This window comes from Arcticibacterium sp. GJ41-1 (assembly GCF_055808875.1).
The window spans coordinates 2,629,189-2,647,884 of record NZ_CM147888.1 but is presented as its reverse complement, the minus strand read 5'-3'; the positions used below and the strand labels follow the sequence as shown (position 1 = coordinate 2,647,884).

20 protein-coding genes are annotated in these 18,696 nt (G+C 35.9%); 17 read left to right on the top strand and 3 right to left on the bottom strand.

The annotated features are described in order from the left end of the window. Nucleotides 1-131: 131 nt before the first annotated feature. The 6 genes from AC0L6O_RS10905 (at nucleotide 132) to AC0L6O_RS10880 (ending at nucleotide 5,923) form a co-directional block, all read left to right on the top strand. Nucleotides 132-1,268: a DUF6786 family protein gene (locus tag AC0L6O_RS10905; RefSeq protein ID WP_473302319.1), complete on the top strand. Its 1,137-nt coding sequence runs from the start codon at nucleotides 132-134 to the stop codon at nucleotides 1,266-1,268. A 214-nt stretch (nucleotides 1,269-1,482) separates the two neighbouring features. Next, nucleotides 1,483-2,841: a DEAD/DEAH box helicase gene (locus AC0L6O_RS10900; RefSeq protein ID WP_473302318.1), complete on the top strand. Its 1,359-nt coding sequence runs from the start codon at nucleotides 1,483-1,485 to the stop codon at nucleotides 2,839-2,841. 238 nt (nucleotides 2,842-3,079) lie between these two features. Beyond that, nucleotides 3,080-3,895 (top strand): AraC family transcriptional regulator, encoded by an 816-nt coding sequence (locus AC0L6O_RS10895; protein ID WP_473308484.1) that lies wholly within the window; start codon nucleotides 3,080-3,082, stop codon nucleotides 3,893-3,895. Between the two features lie 74 nt (nucleotides 3,896-3,969). Then, nucleotides 3,970-4,458: a VOC family protein gene (locus AC0L6O_RS10890; RefSeq protein WP_473308483.1), complete on the top strand. Its 489-nt coding sequence runs from the start codon at nucleotides 3,970-3,972 to the stop codon at nucleotides 4,456-4,458. 62 nt (nucleotides 4,459-4,520) lie between these two features. Further along, nucleotides 4,521-4,871 (top strand): tRNA-binding protein, encoded by a 351-nt coding sequence (locus AC0L6O_RS10885; RefSeq protein ID WP_473308481.1) that lies wholly within the window; start codon nucleotides 4,521-4,523, stop codon nucleotides 4,869-4,871. A gap of 353 nt (nucleotides 4,872-5,224) precedes the next feature. Continuing rightward, nucleotides 5,225-5,923 (top strand): hypothetical protein, encoded by a 699-nt coding sequence (locus tag AC0L6O_RS10880; protein WP_473308480.1) that lies wholly within the window; start codon nucleotides 5,225-5,227, stop codon nucleotides 5,921-5,923. A 106-nt stretch (nucleotides 5,924-6,029) separates the two neighbouring features. On the opposite strand, the gene AC0L6O_RS10875 is transcribed toward AC0L6O_RS10880, so the two are convergent. Beyond that, entirely contained in the window at nucleotides 6,030-6,644 is a 615-nt protein-coding gene (locus tag AC0L6O_RS10875) for a class I SAM-dependent methyltransferase (protein WP_473308479.1), read from the bottom strand. Nucleotides 6,645-6,802: 158 nt separating this feature from the next. On the opposite strand from AC0L6O_RS10875, the gene AC0L6O_RS10870 reads away from it, so the two are divergent. The 9 genes from AC0L6O_RS10870 to AC0L6O_RS10830 all read left to right on the top strand — a co-directional run bounded on the left by AC0L6O_RS10870 (nucleotide 6,803) and on the right by AC0L6O_RS10830 (nucleotide 14,230). Continuing rightward, complete coding sequence (locus tag AC0L6O_RS10870; RefSeq protein ID WP_473308478.1) at nucleotides 6,803-7,387, top strand: Crp/Fnr family transcriptional regulator; 585 nt, start codon at nucleotides 6,803-6,805, stop codon at nucleotides 7,385-7,387. A 187-nt stretch (nucleotides 7,388-7,574) separates the two neighbouring features. After that, nucleotides 7,575-8,255, top strand: coding sequence for a type 1 glutamine amidotransferase domain-containing protein (locus AC0L6O_RS10865; RefSeq protein ID WP_473308476.1), 681 nt, complete (start codon nucleotides 7,575-7,577; stop codon nucleotides 8,253-8,255). Nucleotides 8,256-8,530: 275 nt separating this feature from the next. After that, nucleotides 8,531-8,926: a VOC family protein gene (locus AC0L6O_RS10860; RefSeq protein WP_473308475.1), complete on the top strand. Its 396-nt coding sequence runs from the start codon at nucleotides 8,531-8,533 to the stop codon at nucleotides 8,924-8,926. 242 nt (nucleotides 8,927-9,168) lie between these two features. After that, nucleotides 9,169-9,750 (top strand): Crp/Fnr family transcriptional regulator, encoded by a 582-nt coding sequence (locus AC0L6O_RS10855; RefSeq protein ID WP_473308474.1) that lies wholly within the window; start codon nucleotides 9,169-9,171, stop codon nucleotides 9,748-9,750. Nucleotides 9,751-9,833: 83 nt separating this feature from the next. Then, nucleotides 9,834-10,457: a hypothetical protein gene (locus AC0L6O_RS10850; RefSeq protein WP_473308473.1), complete on the top strand. Its 624-nt coding sequence runs from the start codon at nucleotides 9,834-9,836 to the stop codon at nucleotides 10,455-10,457. Nucleotides 10,458-10,630: 173 nt separating this feature from the next. Further along, nucleotides 10,631-11,920: an SEC-C domain-containing protein gene (locus tag AC0L6O_RS10845; protein ID WP_473308471.1), complete on the top strand. Its 1,290-nt coding sequence runs from the start codon at nucleotides 10,631-10,633 to the stop codon at nucleotides 11,918-11,920. 112 nt (nucleotides 11,921-12,032) lie between these two features. Next, nucleotides 12,033-12,995: a glycoside hydrolase family protein gene (locus tag AC0L6O_RS10840; RefSeq protein WP_473308470.1), complete on the top strand. Its 963-nt coding sequence runs from the start codon at nucleotides 12,033-12,035 to the stop codon at nucleotides 12,993-12,995. A gap of 22 nt (nucleotides 12,996-13,017) precedes the next feature. After that, nucleotides 13,018-13,590 (top strand): Crp/Fnr family transcriptional regulator, encoded by a 573-nt coding sequence (locus AC0L6O_RS10835; protein ID WP_473308468.1) that lies wholly within the window; start codon nucleotides 13,018-13,020, stop codon nucleotides 13,588-13,590. A 61-nt stretch (nucleotides 13,591-13,651) separates the two neighbouring features. Then, the gene (locus tag AC0L6O_RS10830; protein WP_473308467.1) at nucleotides 13,652-14,230 is read left to right on the top strand and encodes an NAD(P)H-dependent oxidoreductase; all 579 of its coding nucleotides are present in this window, start codon (nucleotides 13,652-13,654) and stop codon (nucleotides 14,228-14,230) included. A 29-nt stretch (nucleotides 14,231-14,259) separates the two neighbouring features. On the opposite strand, the gene gdhA is transcribed toward AC0L6O_RS10830, so the two are convergent. Further along, nucleotides 14,260-15,603: an NADP-specific glutamate dehydrogenase gene (gene gdhA / locus AC0L6O_RS10825; RefSeq protein ID WP_473308466.1), complete on the bottom strand. Its 1,344-nt coding sequence runs from the start codon at nucleotides 15,601-15,603 to the stop codon at nucleotides 14,260-14,262. A gap of 360 nt (nucleotides 15,604-15,963) precedes the next feature. Between gdhA and AC0L6O_RS10820 the strand changes: the two genes are divergently transcribed. Continuing rightward, nucleotides 15,964-16,368, top strand: coding sequence for a RidA family protein (locus AC0L6O_RS10820; protein WP_473308465.1), 405 nt, complete (start codon nucleotides 15,964-15,966; stop codon nucleotides 16,366-16,368). Between the two features lie 99 nt (nucleotides 16,369-16,467). On the opposite strand, the gene AC0L6O_RS10815 is transcribed toward AC0L6O_RS10820, so the two are convergent. Beyond that, nucleotides 16,468-17,094: a YqaA family protein gene (locus AC0L6O_RS10815; protein WP_473308463.1), complete on the bottom strand. Its 627-nt coding sequence runs from the start codon at nucleotides 17,092-17,094 to the stop codon at nucleotides 16,468-16,470. A gap of 382 nt (nucleotides 17,095-17,476) precedes the next feature. On the opposite strand from AC0L6O_RS10815, the gene AC0L6O_RS10810 reads away from it, so the two are divergent. Further along, nucleotides 17,477-18,643, top strand: coding sequence for a glycoside hydrolase family 88/105 protein (locus tag AC0L6O_RS10810; protein ID WP_473308462.1), 1,167 nt, complete (start codon nucleotides 17,477-17,479; stop codon nucleotides 18,641-18,643). Nucleotides 18,644-18,696: the final 53 nt, after the last annotated feature.

Here is an 18,696-nt window from a genome sequence, read left to right as displayed (position 1 = left end):
TCAAAATTTCTAGAAAAAGAACAAATTTGAGGTGTTAAATTCCTCTAAATAAAACGTAATTGCTTCAACTTTTGAATAAGCAGTATGAACACTTTTTTTCAACCCTATTATACAGCAGTATTATTTTACTTATGACTAATTGTTCGTCCAAACCAGAGGCTCCAAAAGGCAGTTTTGCCTATGATTTAAATTTCCTAAAAGAATATCAAAAGGTAATTACCCTAGAAGAGGGAAAAAGTCAACTCATCGTTTTACCCGAATTACAAGGAAGAGTGATGACCAGTACCGCAAAAGGACTAGAAGGAAACAGCTACGGCTGGTTAAATTATGACCTAATAGCTTCTGGTAAGTTTGAAGAGCATTTCAGTCCGTTTGGAGGCGAAGAACGTTTTTGGATGGGTCCAGAGGGAGGACAATATTCTATATTCTTTAAAAAAGGGAGTGAATTTACCTTTGACAACTGGTATACACCAAAAGAAATAGACAAGGAAACTTATGAAATCATCAATCAATCAAGTAAAGAAGTACTTTTTCAGAAAAAGATGTCCTTTCTTAATTATCAGGATTTCAAATTCGACATTGAGGTAAACCGAAAAATATCCATATTCAACGAAAAACAAATACAAGAAGATTTGGGGCTAGAAATGCCCGCTAATATCCATTTTGTAGGATATCAATCTAATAATGAAATAGTAAATGTAGGAGAACAGGCATGGTCTAAAGATACAGGCCTATTATCCATCTGGATTTTGGGGATGTATATGCCTACAAAAAACACCACCGTGATTCTTCCGTATAAAGATTCTCTGGCTCTAAATACATCTTATTTCGGTACCATTCCTCCCGGTAAGCTCGATATAACAGATAAGCATGTGATGTTTAAAGGTGATGGCAAGGCTCGCTTTAAACTTGGAATTCCTCCACAAAACGTGCTGCCTTACGTAGGAAGCTATGATGCAGACAAGCAAACACTTACCATCATAAACTATACATTTAATACAGAGGCCACTTATGTAAGCTCGGAATGGAGAATTCAAGAAAATCCTTATAGTGGCGATGTGGTAAATTCTTATAACGACGGTCCTTTAGAAAATGGAGACCAACTAGGACCTTTTTATGAATTAGAATCGTCTTCAAATGCTGAAGCATTAAAACCTGGAGAATCTATAAAGCATACGCATAAGACTTACCATTTTGAGGGTAGCTTTGAAAGCCTGAATGAAATATCCAAACAACTGTTAAACAAGGACCTAAACGACTTAAAATAATGCAATTTTCAATAATTGGACCTAAGCAAACAATTTAAGTCTAAATAGATTTTAAAAATTCTTTTAATTAGAATATAGCAATTCGGTTTAATGGCCTTTCTAAAGATATAAACGCCTAATCATGAAAAACACCGGCTAATAATTCCTACCAAAGGTTTTCAAAATATTAGCCTAAAGGAGGGTTCCGCAAGCTTTTTCTCGATTACTTTGCAAAATGAATACGTTTGAACACTTCAAGATAAAAAAACAGCTAGGTAATGCCATTGCCGATTTAGGCTTCACCACGCCCACTCCTATTCAAGAGGAGTCCTTTTCTACCATCATGGGTGGTTTCGATTTTGTGGGAATAGCACAAACCGGAACAGGGAAAACCATAGCTTATTTACTTCCAATCTTGCAAGACTTGGCGTTTTCAGAACAAGCCAACCCAAGAGTTGTAATACTAGCTCCTACCAGAGAACTGGTTATTCAGATAGTGGAGCAAATAGAAAAACTTACGCCTTATATCAGCGTAAGAACCTTGGGCGTTTATGGTGGTACTAATAATATAAAAGGTCAAAAAATAGCCGTAGCAGAAGGTATTGACATTATAGTGGGTACGCCAAGGCGACTGTATGACTTGGTTATCAGTAATGTATTAAGACTAAAGTCTGTCAAAAAACTGGTAATTGACGAAGTGGATATCATGCTTGATTTTGGTTATAAAACGCAGCTGAAAAACATTTTTGAACACCTACCCACTAAAAGGCAGAACATCCTATTTTCTGCCACCATGACTACTTATGTAGATGAACTCATTGACACTTTTCTGATCAATCCTGTTAAGAAAACCATATCGCTTAGTGGTACGCCATTAGAAAACATTAGCCAGGTAAAATATGCTGTTCCTAACTTTTACACCAAGGTTAATTTATTAAACCATTTATTAGCTGACAAGGAGGAATACAATAAGGTTTTGATTTTTGTTGGGACTAAAATTAATGCCGACAGGCTCTTTGAAACTTTAGATTTTGATTCTGACATGTCTGTGATTCACTCCAGCAAAGAGCAAAATCACCGTACCAATTCCATTGAAAAGTTTGAAACTGGAACCAGCAGAATTCTTATTGCCACAGATGTTATTGCCCGTGGAATTGACATTGACAAAATCAGTCATGTTATCAGTTTTGATGCCCCTTTTTATGCAGAAAACTATATGCACCGCATTGGCCGAACTGGCCGAGCAGAGCAATTAGGGAAAGCTATTCTTCTTTATACAGAGAAAGAAGAACCTTTAAAAGACGAAATTGAGACTTTGATGAAATATACCATTCCGGCAATGGAATGGCCTGAAGAGGTGGCAATAAATGGCCAACTTACACCAGAGGAAAAGGAAAAACCTGAGATTCAGGAGGAGATAAACCATAAAAAGTCTGAAATAGATAGAGGAGCTTCTTTCCAAGAAAAATCGGCTAAAAACAGTAAAGAGAAAAAGGAAAGAAAAAGCTACGAGCGAATTATAAAGGAACGTTACAAAAAACCAATCAGGCGTGGTGACAAAATCCAGAACATGAAAAAGAAAAAGAGAAAGTAGCGACTTCTTTCAGACCATTGCTTATTAGCTCACCTAAGCTTCGCTAGCTTAGGTGGAGTGTTGAAAAGCCTCTTCCTTGGCTTTTGAAAAACAGTTTCCAAAGCTGCCACAAACCATAGTGTTTCACTTATAGCAACCAATACTTTAGACTAAGTCAAAAAACGCTTAGCTTAGTTCTAGAGATAAACAGGATATGCTTATCAAAATACGTAAAGCTGTGCGTTAATATGAGTAACTCATGAACTATCAAACATTTGAACCACATACCGATTTAGCCCCACTTGTAAGTTGTTATTGGACTTTAGAAGTTCCTGCCCAAAAAGAGCCAGAGCGACAGCGAATTATACCTGATGGCTGCATTGAAATGGCATTCATACTTGGAGATGACATAAAGCGGTATACTTCCAAAGATGAATTCATCTTACAACCTCGAGCAATGGTTTTGGGTCAAACAATTCAACCCTTTTACATTGAGCCAACTGGCTATGTCAACACCTTTGCTATTCGTTTTTACCCATACGGTTTTGCAAACTTTGTAGCCATTCCTATTAAAGATTTAGCGAATAAGGAAACACCTTTGGGGGAATTGTTTGAAGAAAATAAGGCTAAAGAACTGGAACAAAAAATAATTCAAGCCAAAGACAGTAAGCAGCGAATAGAAATCATAGAAGAGTTTCTTCTAGCTAAGCTGAACAATAAAACCATCATTGACAACATTGTAAAACAGACCATTGATGCCCTTTTATCTACAAATGGAACAGCATCTATAAGTACTATTTTAAAAGATGACTTATCTAAAAGAAGGCAACTCGAAAGAAATTTCATCAAACAAATAGGTGTTAGTCCAAAGCAATTAGGTAAAGTAATAAGACTACAAACGGCATTAAAAATGCTGCTCAATAAAAAGGCCGAAAACCTAACCAACATTGCTTATCAAAGCGAATACTTTGACCAAGCTCATTTCATAAAAGACTTCAAAGAGTTTACTGGAATTAACCCAAAAGAGTTTTTAGGGAATGAAAACATGGCACTTTCTAGCCATTTTTATAAATAGCCAAAGTGTCGCATTTTTACAATTTCAGCTAAGGCAAATAGCCTAAATTTGTTTTATCAAAAAAACAGAACAGTATGAAAAAAACGATTCTTTACACAGCCATATTAATCTCCTTACAATTTACATCCTGCAACACAGCAGATAAATCAAAAACCGAGACTAGTACGGTTGAGTCTAACTTAAAAACAAACGAAATGAAAAGTCACGTTTCCCTTTTTGAAATTCCAGCTACAGATATTTCAAGAGCTGTAGATTTTTATCAAGCCATTTTAGACATTCACATTGAAAAAATGGAAATGCCAGGAATGGAAATGGGAATATTCCCATACGAAGAACAAATGGTTACGGGGGTTATTATGAAGGGCGAAGGCTACAATCCATCCGCTGATGGTGTAACCATCTATTTAAACGGTGGAGATAATCTTCAAAACATTCTTGATAAGGTCGAAAAAAATGGAGGCCAAGTTCTTCTTCCAAAAACGGCTCATGCTGATAATGTCGGATATTTTGCTTTGTTTTTAGATACAGAAGGCAATAAACTTGGTCTAAATTCTCCAAACTAAATGCTCGAAAACCTTAATTTTACATTAAATAGCAAGGTTATAATAACCTATATCAAACCGTAATGGAAACAGGAACTAATGAAAAACTAACTTGGAATGATTTTCTGAAAGTAGAAATGAGGATAGGAACTGTCATTTCTGCCGAAGAATTTAAAGAGGTTAGAAACCCTGCGTATAAATTAATCATTGATTTTGGAGCCTACGGGCAAAGAAAGACTTCGGCTCAAATTACTAAACTATACAAACCTCAAGAACTGGTAGGCAATCAAGTAGTGGCCGTGATTAACTTTCCGCCAAAGCAAATTGCAAATATGATGAGTGAGTGCCTTGTTTTAGGTGGTGTAGGAGACCACAATGAAGTCACTTTAATAGAACCCGGAAAGAAGGTAGAAAACGGAACACGAATTTCGTAAAGTGTTGGCGGTGAAATTTAATTTCTATTAATCTAACGTGAGTTCGACGTAAGACTAAAACATACTTTACTTATAATGAGACATTTAATGGTAAAGTTTGTCATGATTTTGGCTTTTTTTGCCAAAATCTCGCCAAACAAATTATTATATTCTATTGATTGCGTAGAGCTTACGCCCTACGCTACCGATATTACGCTCCTCTGGAGCTAAAAGCTTCTTTCTTACATCGAACTCACGTTAATCTATCAGTTTTAATTATCAATTTCTACCCTTTCCGCAATGCAACATTTTTGCTGATTGGTTTTGAATATTGCTACTTTCGTCAAATGATTTCAAACCGCTAAAAAAACATCATGACAGATTCATCTTCAAACGAGCGTCAAATTCAACATGTTACGAATTATCAAGACCTCGTTTCTACGCCTTTTCATGGAGAAGTGAATGCCATTTGCTGGAAACGTGAGCTAAAAGGAGATTTCGCGGAGATTGTCAATTCCATAGCACTGAAAGACAACATTACGGAAATTGATACTGCTGAGCTTCTTGATTTAAAACTAAGTGAGCAGGGACAACTGGCTCGAGAAACTCTTTTAAACGATTTAAAGGTATTGAAGGAAAATGGTGCTTCGCCAAGTCTGAATTTAATCAAGTACTATGAGCGAGATGATGCCTATCCCCTTTTCCCGACCGATGTCTACTCTTACCATGTAGACCGCTCTCCCGTGCCTACCAACACCTATTTGTGTACATACTATGGCGAGCCGAGCGATATTTTGCCAAACGCTCAAGGTATTCAAAAAGTGCTTGTGCCTGAAATACGTGCCGAACTCAAAAAGCTACATGGCGAATCAGACCATGGTTTTGAAGCCTTTTTAACCGAATATTTCTTTGACCTACATTATCAGGCCAAACTAGATGCAATACCTATCAGTTTAGGTGTGGGTAACCTATGGCGATTAGCAGTTGACCATCCTGAAAGCAAGGTTCCGCCATGCCTTCACCGTGCCCCCATAGAAAAAGATGGCAAGACACGTCTTTTGATGATTTGTTGAGGAGTAATTGAATAAAATATCGTAAGTCCACACCACCTGCCAAACCAGACTCTAGCTCTTCAAACCCTCGAAAAGCATTTACAATTAACTGCTAAGAAGAAAGACTTCAGCTTAGCTTTCTTCCCACAAAACGTATAACAGAGCCTTTCCCTATATGATATTTTCCCTCGTTTAACTCTATTTCTTGCTCTTCAAACAATAGCACTTCATAGTTTTTGAAGTCGTTGCTAATTTCTTCCTTAGAAAATAGTGTGTCTATGTTATTTGGCCCACCTACTTTTGGGTTTTGCTTTCTAAGCTCCAAATGCTTTTTACTAAAAGCTTCAAAGATGACATAGCCTCCTACTTTCAAGTATTGGTCTAGCTTTTTATGTAAGGCAGATTTGTTCTCCGCTCCAAAGTGGGCATAAATAAGACCTATGGCATCAAAAGATGCTTTATCAAAAATTAATTCCGATAAATCACCAACTAGATAGTCCAATTCTACACCCTGCTCTTTGGCCAGTTTTAAAGCCTTCGTTTTTCCTTCTTCACTTAAATCTAGAGAGGTCACTTTCCAACCTTGCATTGCAGCAAAAACGCCATTTCGGCCTTCGCCATCTGCAGGCATTAAAATGGTACCTGCTTCTAATTTCGGTAACCATTCTTTAAAAAACACATTTGGTTCTTTGCCATAAGCAAAATCCCCTTCGCTATATCTAGCATCCCATTTCTCTTTCATAAAGCTTTAAATATCTATAAGCCTATAACAGACTACCCATAAAAAAAGTGCTAGACTTTTTGCTTTCAAATACAAGCACGAGTATGATAATGGTCAGACTTTATTGAAAAGTTAACGTATTTTGCACGCAGTGTTTAATTCTCTCTTGAAGCTCCAAAATGCAAACTCAAAATTCCATCATCTCAGAAATTTTTAAGACCATTTCTTTTTCGGAAGATGAAATCAAACTGGTGGAGAGCAAATTCGAGAAAATTACTCTCGAAAAAGGTGCAACGCTTTTAAATGCAGGTAAAACGGTCAACCATCAATATTTCATAGCTAGCGGCTGTTTAAGAACTTATTTCATAGATAATGCGGGTAAAGAGCACACCATACAGTTTGCCATTAAAGACTGGTGGATAAGCGACTATACGGCGTTCTTTACCAACTCCACCGCCATCATGACTATCGACTGTATTCAAGATGCCGTGGTGTATAAAGTTTCCAAAGAAGCCATGGACGGTTTGTACCTCAAAATTCCATCTTTAGAGACCTTCTTTAGAAAGAAAATGGAAGGAGCCTTCGCTAGTTTTCAAAAAAGAATTTTGGGCAGTTTGTCACAATCGGCCAAAGAGCGATACACTTCTTTTATTAGCACTTACCCCAACATTGAGCAGAGCGTAAAAAACTATCACATTGCCTCCTACTTAGGCATCACCACAGAAAGTTTGAGCAGAATCAGAAAAGAAATAGCTCAAAAGTAGTTTCTTATCATACATCAATTTTCTCTCGTTTTAAGCATCATACTTTTGTGTCAGCAATTCGAAACGAATTGTATTTAAACATAAAATTATGAAGAACTTATTCGTATTAGTCGCCGTAATTATAGGGCTAGTGTCTTGTAACAGCAAGACTGAAGAACAACAAACGTCAACAACAAACACAGAGAAAATGAAAAAGGTATTATTTGTTTTAACCAGTCACGAAGATTTAGGAAACACAGGAGAGAAAACGGGTTTTTGGATTGAGGAATTTGCTGCACCTTACTATCTTTTAAAAGACAAAGGCGTAGAAATCACTTTGGCTTCACCTAAAGGCGGTCAACCTCCAATTGACCCAAAAAGTAATGAGCCAGATTTTCAAACGCCTGCCACAGTTAGATTTAATGACGATAAGGCAACGCAAGAAGTATTGTCAAAAACCATAAAATTAGAAGACATAAATCAGGCAGATTATGACGCTGTTTTTTATCCAGGAGGTCATGGGCCACTATGGGATTTGGCAGAAGACAAAAACTCAATTGCTCTGATTGAGGCTTTTTATAACAACAATAAGCCTGTAGCGGCAGTTTGTCATGCACCAGCCATTTTCAAACATCCAAAAAATACAGACGGAACACCATTAGTCAATGGTAAAAAAGTAACTGGCTTTACTAATGGCGAAGAGGAAGCCGTGCAGCTAACATCTGTAGTTCCATTTTTGGTAGAAGATATGTTAAAAATGAATGGCGGAATTTACTCCAAGGGAGCAGATTGGGGTCCTTATGCAGTGGAAGACGGCTTAATAATTACCGGTCAAAATCCAGCATCTTCTGAATTAGTAGCGGAACTATTATTAGAAAGATTGAAGTAAAATTAACAACATAGTTTTTGCATGTAATAGCGAATGAGTTTAAGCTCATTCGCTATTCTTTTTTGTGTCAAAAGGTTTTAGTAGGCATTTTTATATTCAAAGAGCCCACTACATTTTTGAGAGTCTTTTTCTTACTCACCTTGGTTTTATCTATTGTAGGCTTAAAAGCGGTTTCTCATTAAATTTTAAACGCATAACATTTTTAGCAAAAGACGCATTCATTAAAGTTTGCGTTTTTTTATTGATAAGTTTATTGAAAAAATAGCAAGAAAAGCATGAAATACGCCTACACCATTCTTTATGTAAAAAGTGTCTCAGACACTATTAGTTTTTATGAAAAGGCCTTTGGCTTTAGCCAAAAATTCATCACCCCTGAAAGTGACTATGGAGAATTGATTTCAGGCGAAACCACCATCGCTTTTGCTTCCATAGAGCTTGGCAATTCTAATTTCAAAGATGGTTTTGAAGAGATATCAAACTCTAAAAAGCCAATGGGTGCAGAAATGGCCTTTACTTCTAAAAACATTGAGCTAGACTTTCAAAAAGCTTTGGATGCTGGAGCCACGGAAATTACTCCATTGACAGAAAAACCTTGGGGCCAAAAAGTAGGCTATCTAAGAGATAATAATGGCTTTTTGATTGAAATATGCACGCCCATAAAAACGAGCTAAATTCATTAAAATCCACAGCTAAAATGGTTGGTAGAACATTGAATTCTTATCCTCAAAGGACATGGCTTTAAATAGTATTCTATATTTTTGGAGCAGCTCCTCAGACAAAATTAGAATACCAAAAACTCTGAGAGCATTAATAGAGCATTAATATAGTATTCAAAACACCTTTATGAAAAGCTCCTACACAGTCGTTTTTGCCTTGCTAGTTTCAACATTTCCTACTGCACAAAACAGATAAAATGCAAAACTTACTATTTGACTTTATCGAGAAATACATTCCTCTTACAGTGGAAGAAAAAGAGACCATATCCTCTTTGGATGTTTTTAGAACGGTAAAAAAAGGAACTGTTTTACTAAAAGAAGGAGAGCGTTCACAAGTAGGATATTTCGTTTTAAAAGGATGCATACGAACATATTACATAAAAGATGGGGAGGAAAAAACAACCGCTTTCTACACCGAAATGGAAGGGATAACGCCCAACTGTGTCTTAACTAAAGAAGCTTCTGAGTTTTATATCGCCACCACAGAAGACTCTATTATTACCGTTTCAAATCCTGACATGGAAGGTGATATGTTTGCCAAAATTCCAAAATTTGAAACCATGTGTAGGTTAGTTTCGGAGGAGCTTTTAGCCAAACAGCAAATTAATTTTGACCATTTTAAAACTTCTTCTCCAGAAGAACGCTATATAATTCTGCAAGAAAAAAGACCAGACCTTTTACAGCGTGTACCACAACATCAGTTGGCTAGTTACTTAGGCGTAAAACCACAATCGCTTAGTAGATTAAGAGCTAGAATCCTTAAAAAAAGTAAAGGCTAGCTTTCATTTCTTAACTTAAGTGAACGTTTTGAGGCTTTTCTCCCCTCTAATTTTGCTATATCAAAAAACTAAAAACTAACGATATGCAAAATAGAATTTTAACCACTGCCATTGCCATAATCTTTGCAGCAAATGCTCAAAGCTTTGCCCAAAAAGCTAAACAAGATAGCACATACAAAAAGTGTTTTGTAGGAAGTTCATTTTTTATGCTAGGCAACTTTAGTAAAACCAATAAACCAGATTTTGTTCAGCTAAACTTTGGCTATAGAATTACACCAAAAGATGTGGTTTCTATAGAAGCCAAAACCTGGAAATATGCTTGGTCGCTCGGTATTTCTCCTTTTTCTGAGTCCTATGACGCTCCTGAAGAAGAGTTTCCTGGATATGTTAGAGAAATAGGCATTGCATTAGCTTACCAGCGATTTTGGTACAAAGGTTTATACACCGCAATTCATGTAATGAATGCAAAACAGACATTTGTAGATGAAAGTGGTGACAAAATAAAAAATGGCTATCAAATGTTTAATACTTACCGTTTAGGTTACCACTTTAAATTGTTCAAAAATAGATTTTTTATAGAACCTTCATTGGCTATAACACATAGGCCTATTCAATCAAAAATGCCCGAATCCTTTGCTGCACTAAATGATAAATGGCCAAACTATCTCATAGGCGAGCCCGGACTTCATTTTGGATTTAATTTCTAATGAGGATTAGGAAAAGAGTTCAATGTGGAAATCACGAAGCATTGAATTCTTATCCTTATAAGGACAGAGCTTTAGATGGGATTCTATATTTTTGAGTAAATTAGTTAACTGAACTTCCAAACAATATACCATAAGAAAAAGTATTAAATCCACTAATTAAATAGACAACTAAAATGTATCAAAGTAGAAACTTAAAATGTCTATGTGGAAGTGGACTTAAGTATAAGAAATGTTGTATTAATAAAACTTCAAAAAACATCGATAAAACAAGTATTCCGCTTGCATCACTTCTGTCTTTCATAAAGTTTGGGTTGGAAAATCTAGATTCCCTTAATGGCTCTAAACGAAAAGTGCGAGTCAAATCAATTAAAGTTGTAAACAATGATTCTCTTTTTTGTGATTTTTACCCCTACGCGACAAATTCCATGGAGATAAAAACTGAGATGGTAATTATCATGGGATTTTTCAATGGATTTTTCAAAGACAACCCATACAAAAACATAAATTTTAATTTCTACGCAGCTCGTGCTTACGATGAAAATGATATTGAATTGTTGAACGCTCTGTCGTCAAAAGAAAGTGCCAAACAAATTGGAATGGGTAATTCGATTGACTGGATGAAGGCTACTTTATTTCAAGATAACACTAATGATTATAGACTGGGAATTGCAAAAAGAATAATTTCGGAAATTGAAATAACCTTGCGAGAAATAATAAAGGATATTCTTTCAAAAAAGTATGGTCAAGATTGGTGGAATTTAACCCTTGACAATAAATTAGGAAAGAGTATAAAGGACACTTATGTAAATCAATTTGGTTATGCGACAAGCGATGGTATATTGTTAATACAATACACATACATTTTACAGTTAAAGAAGATAATTTCAACCTATTGGAAAGACTTCAAACACTTATTTTATAATAAAAGTGAATTCGAAGAATCAATTGACGACCTTAATTTAATTCGAAGAGAAGAAGCTCATAACCGGATAATTACTCAAAATCACATTGATAGCTTAAATGAAATTTACATTAAACTGTTGACTAAAATTTCTGAAAACTACCCTCAGATTCTCCCCACCTATTTAATTGATGGTTGGAAATCTAAGATAAAAACAATCATGAGTATGGGATATAAACCACTATACGAAATCTCAGAATTCACTCATGAATCCAATCCTAAAATTAAACTAGCCAAAACACTTGATAATACCAGGCATTTAATAGTAAAATTAAAAGATATAATTTATAGACTTCAGTCTTTAGTGGTTCCTATTCAAAAACGTCAAATTCATAAGGAATTAATTGAACATTTTATAAATTATCAATCCTTATCTGAAAAAAAGCTAAAGAATATAGTAGAAGGAGACTCTCAAATATTATTAGAAACTATTAATGAAATTAAAAACTACCAACTCAAATTAGATGATTTCTCTATGAAATTCTTGTTATCGGAAGGTTAAAGAAGCTCTTAACAAGCTTCTTCCCTCGAAACTATAATGTCGGTTTTATAAACTACAAATTTGTTTAAAATAAAACAGTAGCAGCCAAGAAATCACTGCCAAGCCAAAACCCATGAAAACCTATCTTAAGCTTTCTTTATTAGTTTTACTCACCACTTTAAGCTTTCTGGCAGAAGCACAAACCAAGCTTCTTAGTCGGCTAGAGTCTCCCATTATATTTAAAGGAAATGATACCACGGCATACCGTGACCCTGCGGTGCTTTATCATAATAATGTCTTTTATCTGTTTTTCACTTTGGTTAAAACCGAGGACGGCAAAATCTATTCTTACACCGCAGAAAGTCACTCTACAGATTTGAAAAACTGGAGTCCTAAAAAGATTCTTACACCTAAAGACCAAACATTAGATTTCTCAAGTCCTGGAAACATCATCAAATTCAATGACGAATGGATTTTATGTTTGCAAACCTATCCGCGTCCTAACCATACCACAGACCAAGAAGTAAGATATGGCTCTAAAGATGCCCGCTTATTCACCATGCGAAGCAAAGACCTCATAAACTGGGGAAAGCCTGAAATTATCAAAGTAAAAGGTCCTGATGTGGCACCTGCTGATATGGGAAGGATGATTGACCCATACTTACTGGAAGACAAAGATGAAAAAGGAAAATATTGGTGCTTTTACAAGCAAAACGGTGTGAGCATGTCATACAGCTATGACCTGAAAAACTGGAAATTTCATGGAAACACTGAGTCTGGCGAAAATGTATGTGTGCTTAATGAAAAGGATGATTACATCTTATTTCACTCTCCTAGAAATGGCATTGCGATAAAACGCTCTTCAGATTTGTACTACTGGCAAGACTGGGGAAACCTCATCACTTTAGGGCAAGACAAATGGGAATGGGCAAAAGGTAGAATTACCGCCGGCACGGTACTTAAACTAAATAAGTACATTATGTTTTTCCATGGTTCAGGCCCAAAAATAGAAGATGAAGGCGATTTTGATAAAAATGCTTCCATAGGAATTGCATGGAGTAATGACCTTTTAAACTGGGATTGGCCAGCTAAATAAGACCTTTAAAAACTTTAGTATAATGATAGAAATGAAGGCCTACCTGAAATCATTTGATATACTAACAGATGATGAAATTGATGTATTTACCAATAAGGTAAAACCTAAACACTTGAAAAAAGGCGAGTTCTTCATTAAAGAAGATACCACTTGCCAAGAAGTCGCTTTTGTAAATTCAGGCCTATTTAGGTCGTACTATTACTCTTCTTCTGGTGAAGAGCTTACTTACTGCTTTACTTTTTCTAACTCTTTTGTTTCTGCCTATTCGTCTTTTTTATCTCAAGGGAAAACACTGGAAAACATCCAAGCTCTAAGCGATGTGGAGTTGTTTTCAATTTCAAGAGAAGAGATTTTAAAACTAGAAGCTTCCAGTACCAATTGGCTTCGCCTTTTTAAATTCATTGCAGAGCAAGAATATATAAAAATGGAAAAACGAGTTTTCATCTTACAAAAAGAAACGGCCGAAAAGCGATATGAAGATTTACTCAAAAATCAGCCTCAGTTTTTACAATTGATACCGCTCTCCTACCTAGCCTCTTATTTGGGAATTACTCAAAGGCATTTAAGCAGAATTAGGAAGTCTATTTCGAATTAGACAAATGTCCTTTCTAAGCCATTTTCTTAGACTTTCCTTTGTGAAAAATAAAGAATAAGAAATGAAAAAGGTATTAATTATAAACGGGCATCCAGATAAACAAAGCTATAATAAGGCCCTCTCAGAGGCTTACCTTATGGGAGCAAGTAAATCAAATGCTCTTGTGTCTCAAATCAATATTGCTGATTTAACCTTCAACCCTAATCTTAAGTTTGGTTATAGAAAAAGAACAGAATTAGAGCCTGACCTTACAGCCGCCATTGAAAAAATAAAAGAGGCCGACCATCTCGTTTGGGTATTTCCTATGTGGTGGTATGGTTATCCGGCAATAATGAAGGGTTTTATTGAGCGTACTTTCCTGCCTGACATTGCCTATGAACCTATGGAAGGAAAAGCATTTCCAAAGAAATTGTTTAAAGGAAAGTCTGCCAGAATTATTATCACGGCAGACACGCCAAGATGGTATGATTACCTTTTCATGAAACAACCCGCTATTAATCAATTTAAGAAAGGAACACTCCAGTTTTGCGGCATAAATCCTGTCAAAGTAAGCTACATTGCCCCCATAAAAGATTCTAGCCTTGATTTTAGAGAAGAATGGCTAAAGAAGGTTTCCTTACTTGGTGAAAAGCTGCTTTAGTTTTAATTCGAGCATAAAGCCATTTTAGCCTAAACCACACCTTGGGCTAACATGGCATCTGCCACTTTTACAAAACCAGCAATATTTGCACCTTTCACATAGTTGACATAGTCATTATCATCAGTACCATATTTGACACAAGACTCATGTATTTCGTCCATGATTGACTTTAGTTTCTCATCCACCTTTTCTCTAGTCCAGCTATATCGCAATGCATTTTGAGACATTTCTAAGCCTGAAACAGCTACACCGCCCGCATTGGAAGCTTTGCCTACGGCCAATAGTATTTTTTCTTTCAAAAACAGATTTATAGCTTCAGGCGTGCTTGGCATATTTGCCCCTTCGCTTACGCAAATACAGCCATTTTTCACCAAGTTTTGGGCATCTTTTTTGTCTAATTCATTCTGCGTAGCACATGGCAGGGCTATGTCACCTTTTACGTTCCATGGCCTTTCGCCTTCATGAAATGTAGCCTTAGAATACTGTTCTATATATTCATTTATACGGCCACGTTTTTCATTTTTCAAGTCCATGATAAAGGCGAGTTTTTCCTCATCAATACCATCTTCATCTAGAATAAACCCAGAAGAATCTGACATTGTAATAACTTTTCCGCCCATCTGTGTTGCTTTTTCAGCAGCATACTGAGCCACATTTCCTGAGCCTGAAATCAAAACTCTTTTACCTTCAAAACTCTCGCCACGGGTTTCTAACATGTTTTGAGCGAAATAAACATTTCCATAGCCCGTAGCTTCTGGACGAATTAAAGAGCCACCGTATGCCATTCCTTTTCCAGTCAAAACACCAGTAAACTCATTTCTCAGCTTTTTATACATGCCATACATATAGCCAATTTCTCTGCCACCTACGCCAATATCGCCAGCAGGAATGTCTGTATTTTCTCCTAGGTGGCGGAATAGCTCTGCCATAAAAGCTTGGCAAAACCTCATTATTTCAATATCAGATTTGCCCTTCGGGTCAAAATCAGCACCACCTTTACCACCACCTATTGGCAGGGTAGTTAGTGAGTTTTTAAAGACTTGCTCAAAGCCTAAAAACTTTAAAATGCTCAAATTAACAGACGGGTGAAATCTCAAACCTCCTTTATAAGGGCCAATGGCCGAGTTCATCTCTACTCTGTAGCCTCTATTAACCTGAATCTCGCCTTTATCATCAATCCAAGGTACTCTAAACATGATAGTGCGTTCTGGCTCCACCATGCGTTCTAATAACTTTTTGCCTTGATATTTGGAATTTTCTTCAATAAATGGAATTATGACTTCTGCTACCTCATTCACTGCTTGTAAAAATTCTGATTCATTAGGATTACGCGATTCAGCATATTTTATAAAAGCCTTAATTTTTGATTCCATTATTTTTATTAAAGGTTTGGGGTAAAAGAAGACGACAAAAGAATAAATTAGTTGCACCACTCTATAGCAAAATTATTTATTGCCAATCAAGTGAGACATCAACAATACAAGTGTATTTCTAAGTACGGATTATAGAAAAAAAGGCCTAAAAAAAGAGTAATAATTAGAAGATACTTAAAGAAATATCTAGCTAAAGTACCATTGCCACCAAGTCATTTAAACCTTCTGGTCAAAAACCGTATATAAATTCAAATCCTTGAATTTCTTAACATATGTAAATGCCTGCCCTTCTTACCTACAATAGTTTTGTGCCATCAAATTAATCAAGCTGTCATTAAGACGGCTAGTAAAACTAAAACAATGAAAAACACTTTTATAAACCCAGAAAGCCTATTTAATCCTCAGTACAATGGATTTTCACATATTGCTAAAATTCCAGTAGGAAAAGAGCTGTACTATTTTTCAGGTCAATGGGCTTCTGACAAAAACGGAAAACTAGTATCCAAAGACTTTAAAGAACAAGTAGAAAGAACCGTGGCTAACATTAAAGTAGCTTTAGAAGCCGCTGGATTATCTATAAATGATGTAGTAAAACAAACGGTATACATTGCCGATTTCAACAGCGAGAAAAAAGGAATTCTGATAGATGTAGCCTCTAAAGAATGGAAGTCAGAAAAACTTCCTGCAAGCTCAATTGTTCCGCTTCCAGTATTGGCTACCGCCGAAAATTGTCTTATTGAAATTGAAATTATAGCTGCCAAATGAAACAAAATATACCAACACACCTAGAAATAAGCTCTTATAAAACGAAAGGGACTTTGCCATTAAGCAAAGTCCCTTTTTATAATTTCTTTTAAAAACTCCCTACTCACCAAACACCTGAAAAATTACCATTCCGTAAATAAAGAAACGTAGGTAACGGAAAAGTGCCCAAAGTAAGTAATCCTTAAAGCTATACTTAATCAAACCACAAGCTAAACTTACTATGGAATGTGGTATTGGAGATATAGCTCCCAGCACCACGAAAATGCTTCCCCATTTCCGTAGATTGACAATGTGCTGCGAAATTTTGTTTTCTATATGATGTTTGATAGAACCTACCATAAATAAACGGCTGCCTATCAAATAGGCAATAATCCCACCTAAATAAGACAGTGTTGCCAAAATAAACAAAAACAACCAGGGCGAAGGAGACTTAGAAGCCCAAGCAATAAATATTTCGGGAGGTACCAAACCCAAAATGGTTTCAGAAGTAAGAAAAAACGTGAAGATAACCTGAGGAGAATAAGTCTCGACCAAATTATTAAGTAGTACATCAAAGTCTAAAAAGAAGTACTCTAGCGTAACAAGAAGTATCACAAAACCTACCACCGCCGTACCAGCCTTAAAAGCAGTATCTTTCAAAAAGGTGTAAAACTTGGTGATTTTATAGTACCGATTAAGTAAACCTAATCGCTTAAGTAAGTTGTTATAATATGTGTTTCTGGTCATTCTCTAAATAATCTTTCTGCTTATACACTAACTCCGTTATTCTCAAATAAATTCTACTATAGAAAATATTTATAGAACAATTCTGAATCCACTTTTTGATAAAAGTTACGCTATTCCAAAAACAAACGCTTTCAAACTCTAAATCCGCCGCAAATTTAAAATAATTATACCTTTTAAACCCGTTGAAAATTGATTAAGCCTATCTAATCTTTAGATTATCTATTTTTCATAAAAGACTGCATTCTTCTAGAACCATACAGAACCTCAGACTTACTTATTTTTTCTTTTAATTACTTTTTCTTTCGATTTGTTGTTAATTTAAATTCTTCAATTTTAATAACACTTTTTAACCTCCACACGACTAAATCGTGCCATAAATCTAATGATGAGAATTTCACTTTTACTCTTTGTATTAATTGCCGTTTCTAAGCCATCAATAGGCCAATCAAAAAATGTAGCCTCTGAACTTTCTGATGCTATTATAACTCGCTATCAGCCTACTATAAACACCATGACCGCAAAAGGTTGGGACCATTCAAACTCGGTTATTCTTCATGCTATGGAGAAAATATACCTACAAAACAAAGACCAAGAATACCTGAAATACATAAAAGATTTTGTAGATAGTTATGTAGACCAGCATGGCGTTATTACCGATTTGAAAACAGAATTGGACGGGATACATCCTGGCATTTTATGTTTATTTCTTTATGAAGAAACAGGAGAATTGAAATACAAAACAGCTGCAACTCAGCTAAAAGAATACCTCTTTGACACCTCCCTATTTAACAAAACACCAGAAGGTGGCTATTGGCACAAAAACAACGACCACTATAATGATGTCATGACCATAGATGGCGTTTATATGGCCAATCCATTTTTACTAAAATACGGCGTCTTATTTAACGACAAACCATCTATTGAATTTGCGGTAGACCAAACCTTGCTGATAGCCTCAAAAGCCTTTAACACAAAAACGAACTTAGCATATCACGGCTGGGACTATAACAAGACTAAAAGTTGGTCAAATCCAATAACTGGAACATCTCCTGAAATATGGAGCCGAAGCATTGGTTGGTTTTCTATGGCTCTAATTGATATGTTAGCATACCTACCAAAATCTCATAAAAACTATGACAAAATGCTTTACCTCTATCAGCATTTTGCCCAAGGCATAAAAGACACACAAAACATGAAAGATGGGATGTGGTATCAATTGGTAGAATATCCTAATCTAGCCAATAATTACCCTGAAACTAGCGGTACGGGAATGATGCTGTACGCATTAAAAAAAGGCAGAAACCTAGGTTTACTAGGTCAAGACTTTAATAACAACATTGACCAAGGCTGGACAGCTTTAAAAACTTTTGTTAAACCACATACCGACGGACTGCCAATGGTAACTTCTTTCTGCCCCGGAATGGGAATTCAGGATAACATCGCTAATTATTTATCGGTTCGTCCTGTTAGCTGTCCTTCTTCGGATGAGAAACAACAGCCGCATGGCTATTTTTCTGTTTTGATGGCAGCATCGGTTATGGAGTTTTAAACAGCTAAGAAACTAAACCTATCAAATCGAGGTTTCAAAGGCACGCTATCAAA

What these genes read in the sequence shown, in the direction of transcription:
- AC0L6O_RS10870 (WP_473308478.1), top strand. Translation starts at nt 6,803, where the DNA reads ATGCAAACTCAAAATTCCATCATCTCAGAAATTTTTAAGACCATTTCT.
- AC0L6O_RS10850 (WP_473308473.1), top strand. Translation starts at nt 9,834, where the DNA reads ATGCAAAATAGAATTTTAACCACTGCCATTGCCATAATCTTTGCAGCA.
- AC0L6O_RS10875 (WP_473308479.1), bottom strand. Translation starts at nt 6,644, where the DNA reads ATGAAAGAGAAATGGGATGCTAGATATAGCGAAGGGGATTTTGCTTAT.
- AC0L6O_RS10905 (WP_473302319.1), top strand. Translation starts at nt 132, where the DNA reads ATGACTAATTGTTCGTCCAAACCAGAGGCTCCAAAAGGCAGTTTTGCC.
- AC0L6O_RS10865 (WP_473308476.1), top strand. Translation starts at nt 7,575, where the DNA reads ATGAAAAAGGTATTATTTGTTTTAACCAGTCACGAAGATTTAGGAAAC.
- AC0L6O_RS10845 (WP_473308471.1), top strand. Translation starts at nt 10,631, where the DNA reads ATGTATCAAAGTAGAAACTTAAAATGTCTATGTGGAAGTGGACTTAAG.
- AC0L6O_RS10900 (WP_473302318.1), top strand. Translation starts at nt 1,483, where the DNA reads ATGAATACGTTTGAACACTTCAAGATAAAAAAACAGCTAGGTAATGCC.
- AC0L6O_RS10895 (WP_473308484.1), top strand. Translation starts at nt 3,080, where the DNA reads ATGAACTATCAAACATTTGAACCACATACCGATTTAGCCCCACTTGTA.
- AC0L6O_RS10815 (WP_473308463.1), bottom strand. Translation starts at nt 17,094, where the DNA reads ATGACCAGAAACACATATTATAACAACTTACTTAAGCGATTAGGTTTA.
- AC0L6O_RS10810 (WP_473308462.1), top strand. Translation starts at nt 17,477, where the DNA reads ATGATGAGAATTTCACTTTTACTCTTTGTATTAATTGCCGTTTCTAAG.
- gdhA (WP_473308466.1), bottom strand. Translation starts at nt 15,603, where the DNA reads ATGGAATCAAAAATTAAGGCTTTTATAAAATATGCTGAATCGCGTAAT.
- AC0L6O_RS10855 (WP_473308474.1), top strand. Translation starts at nt 9,169, where the DNA reads ATGCAAAACTTACTATTTGACTTTATCGAGAAATACATTCCTCTTACA.
- AC0L6O_RS10890 (WP_473308483.1), top strand. Translation starts at nt 3,970, where the DNA reads ATGAAAAAAACGATTCTTTACACAGCCATATTAATCTCCTTACAATTT.
- AC0L6O_RS10885 (WP_473308481.1), top strand. Translation starts at nt 4,521, where the DNA reads ATGGAAACAGGAACTAATGAAAAACTAACTTGGAATGATTTTCTGAAA.
- AC0L6O_RS10830 (WP_473308467.1), top strand. Translation starts at nt 13,652, where the DNA reads ATGAAAAAGGTATTAATTATAAACGGGCATCCAGATAAACAAAGCTAT.
- AC0L6O_RS10860 (WP_473308475.1), top strand. Translation starts at nt 8,531, where the DNA reads ATGAAATACGCCTACACCATTCTTTATGTAAAAAGTGTCTCAGACACT.
- AC0L6O_RS10880 (WP_473308480.1), top strand. Translation starts at nt 5,225, where the DNA reads ATGACAGATTCATCTTCAAACGAGCGTCAAATTCAACATGTTACGAAT.
- AC0L6O_RS10840 (WP_473308470.1), top strand. Translation starts at nt 12,033, where the DNA reads ATGAAAACCTATCTTAAGCTTTCTTTATTAGTTTTACTCACCACTTTA.
- AC0L6O_RS10835 (WP_473308468.1), top strand. Translation starts at nt 13,018, where the DNA reads ATGATAGAAATGAAGGCCTACCTGAAATCATTTGATATACTAACAGAT.
- AC0L6O_RS10820 (WP_473308465.1), top strand. Translation starts at nt 15,964, where the DNA reads ATGAAAAACACTTTTATAAACCCAGAAAGCCTATTTAATCCTCAGTAC.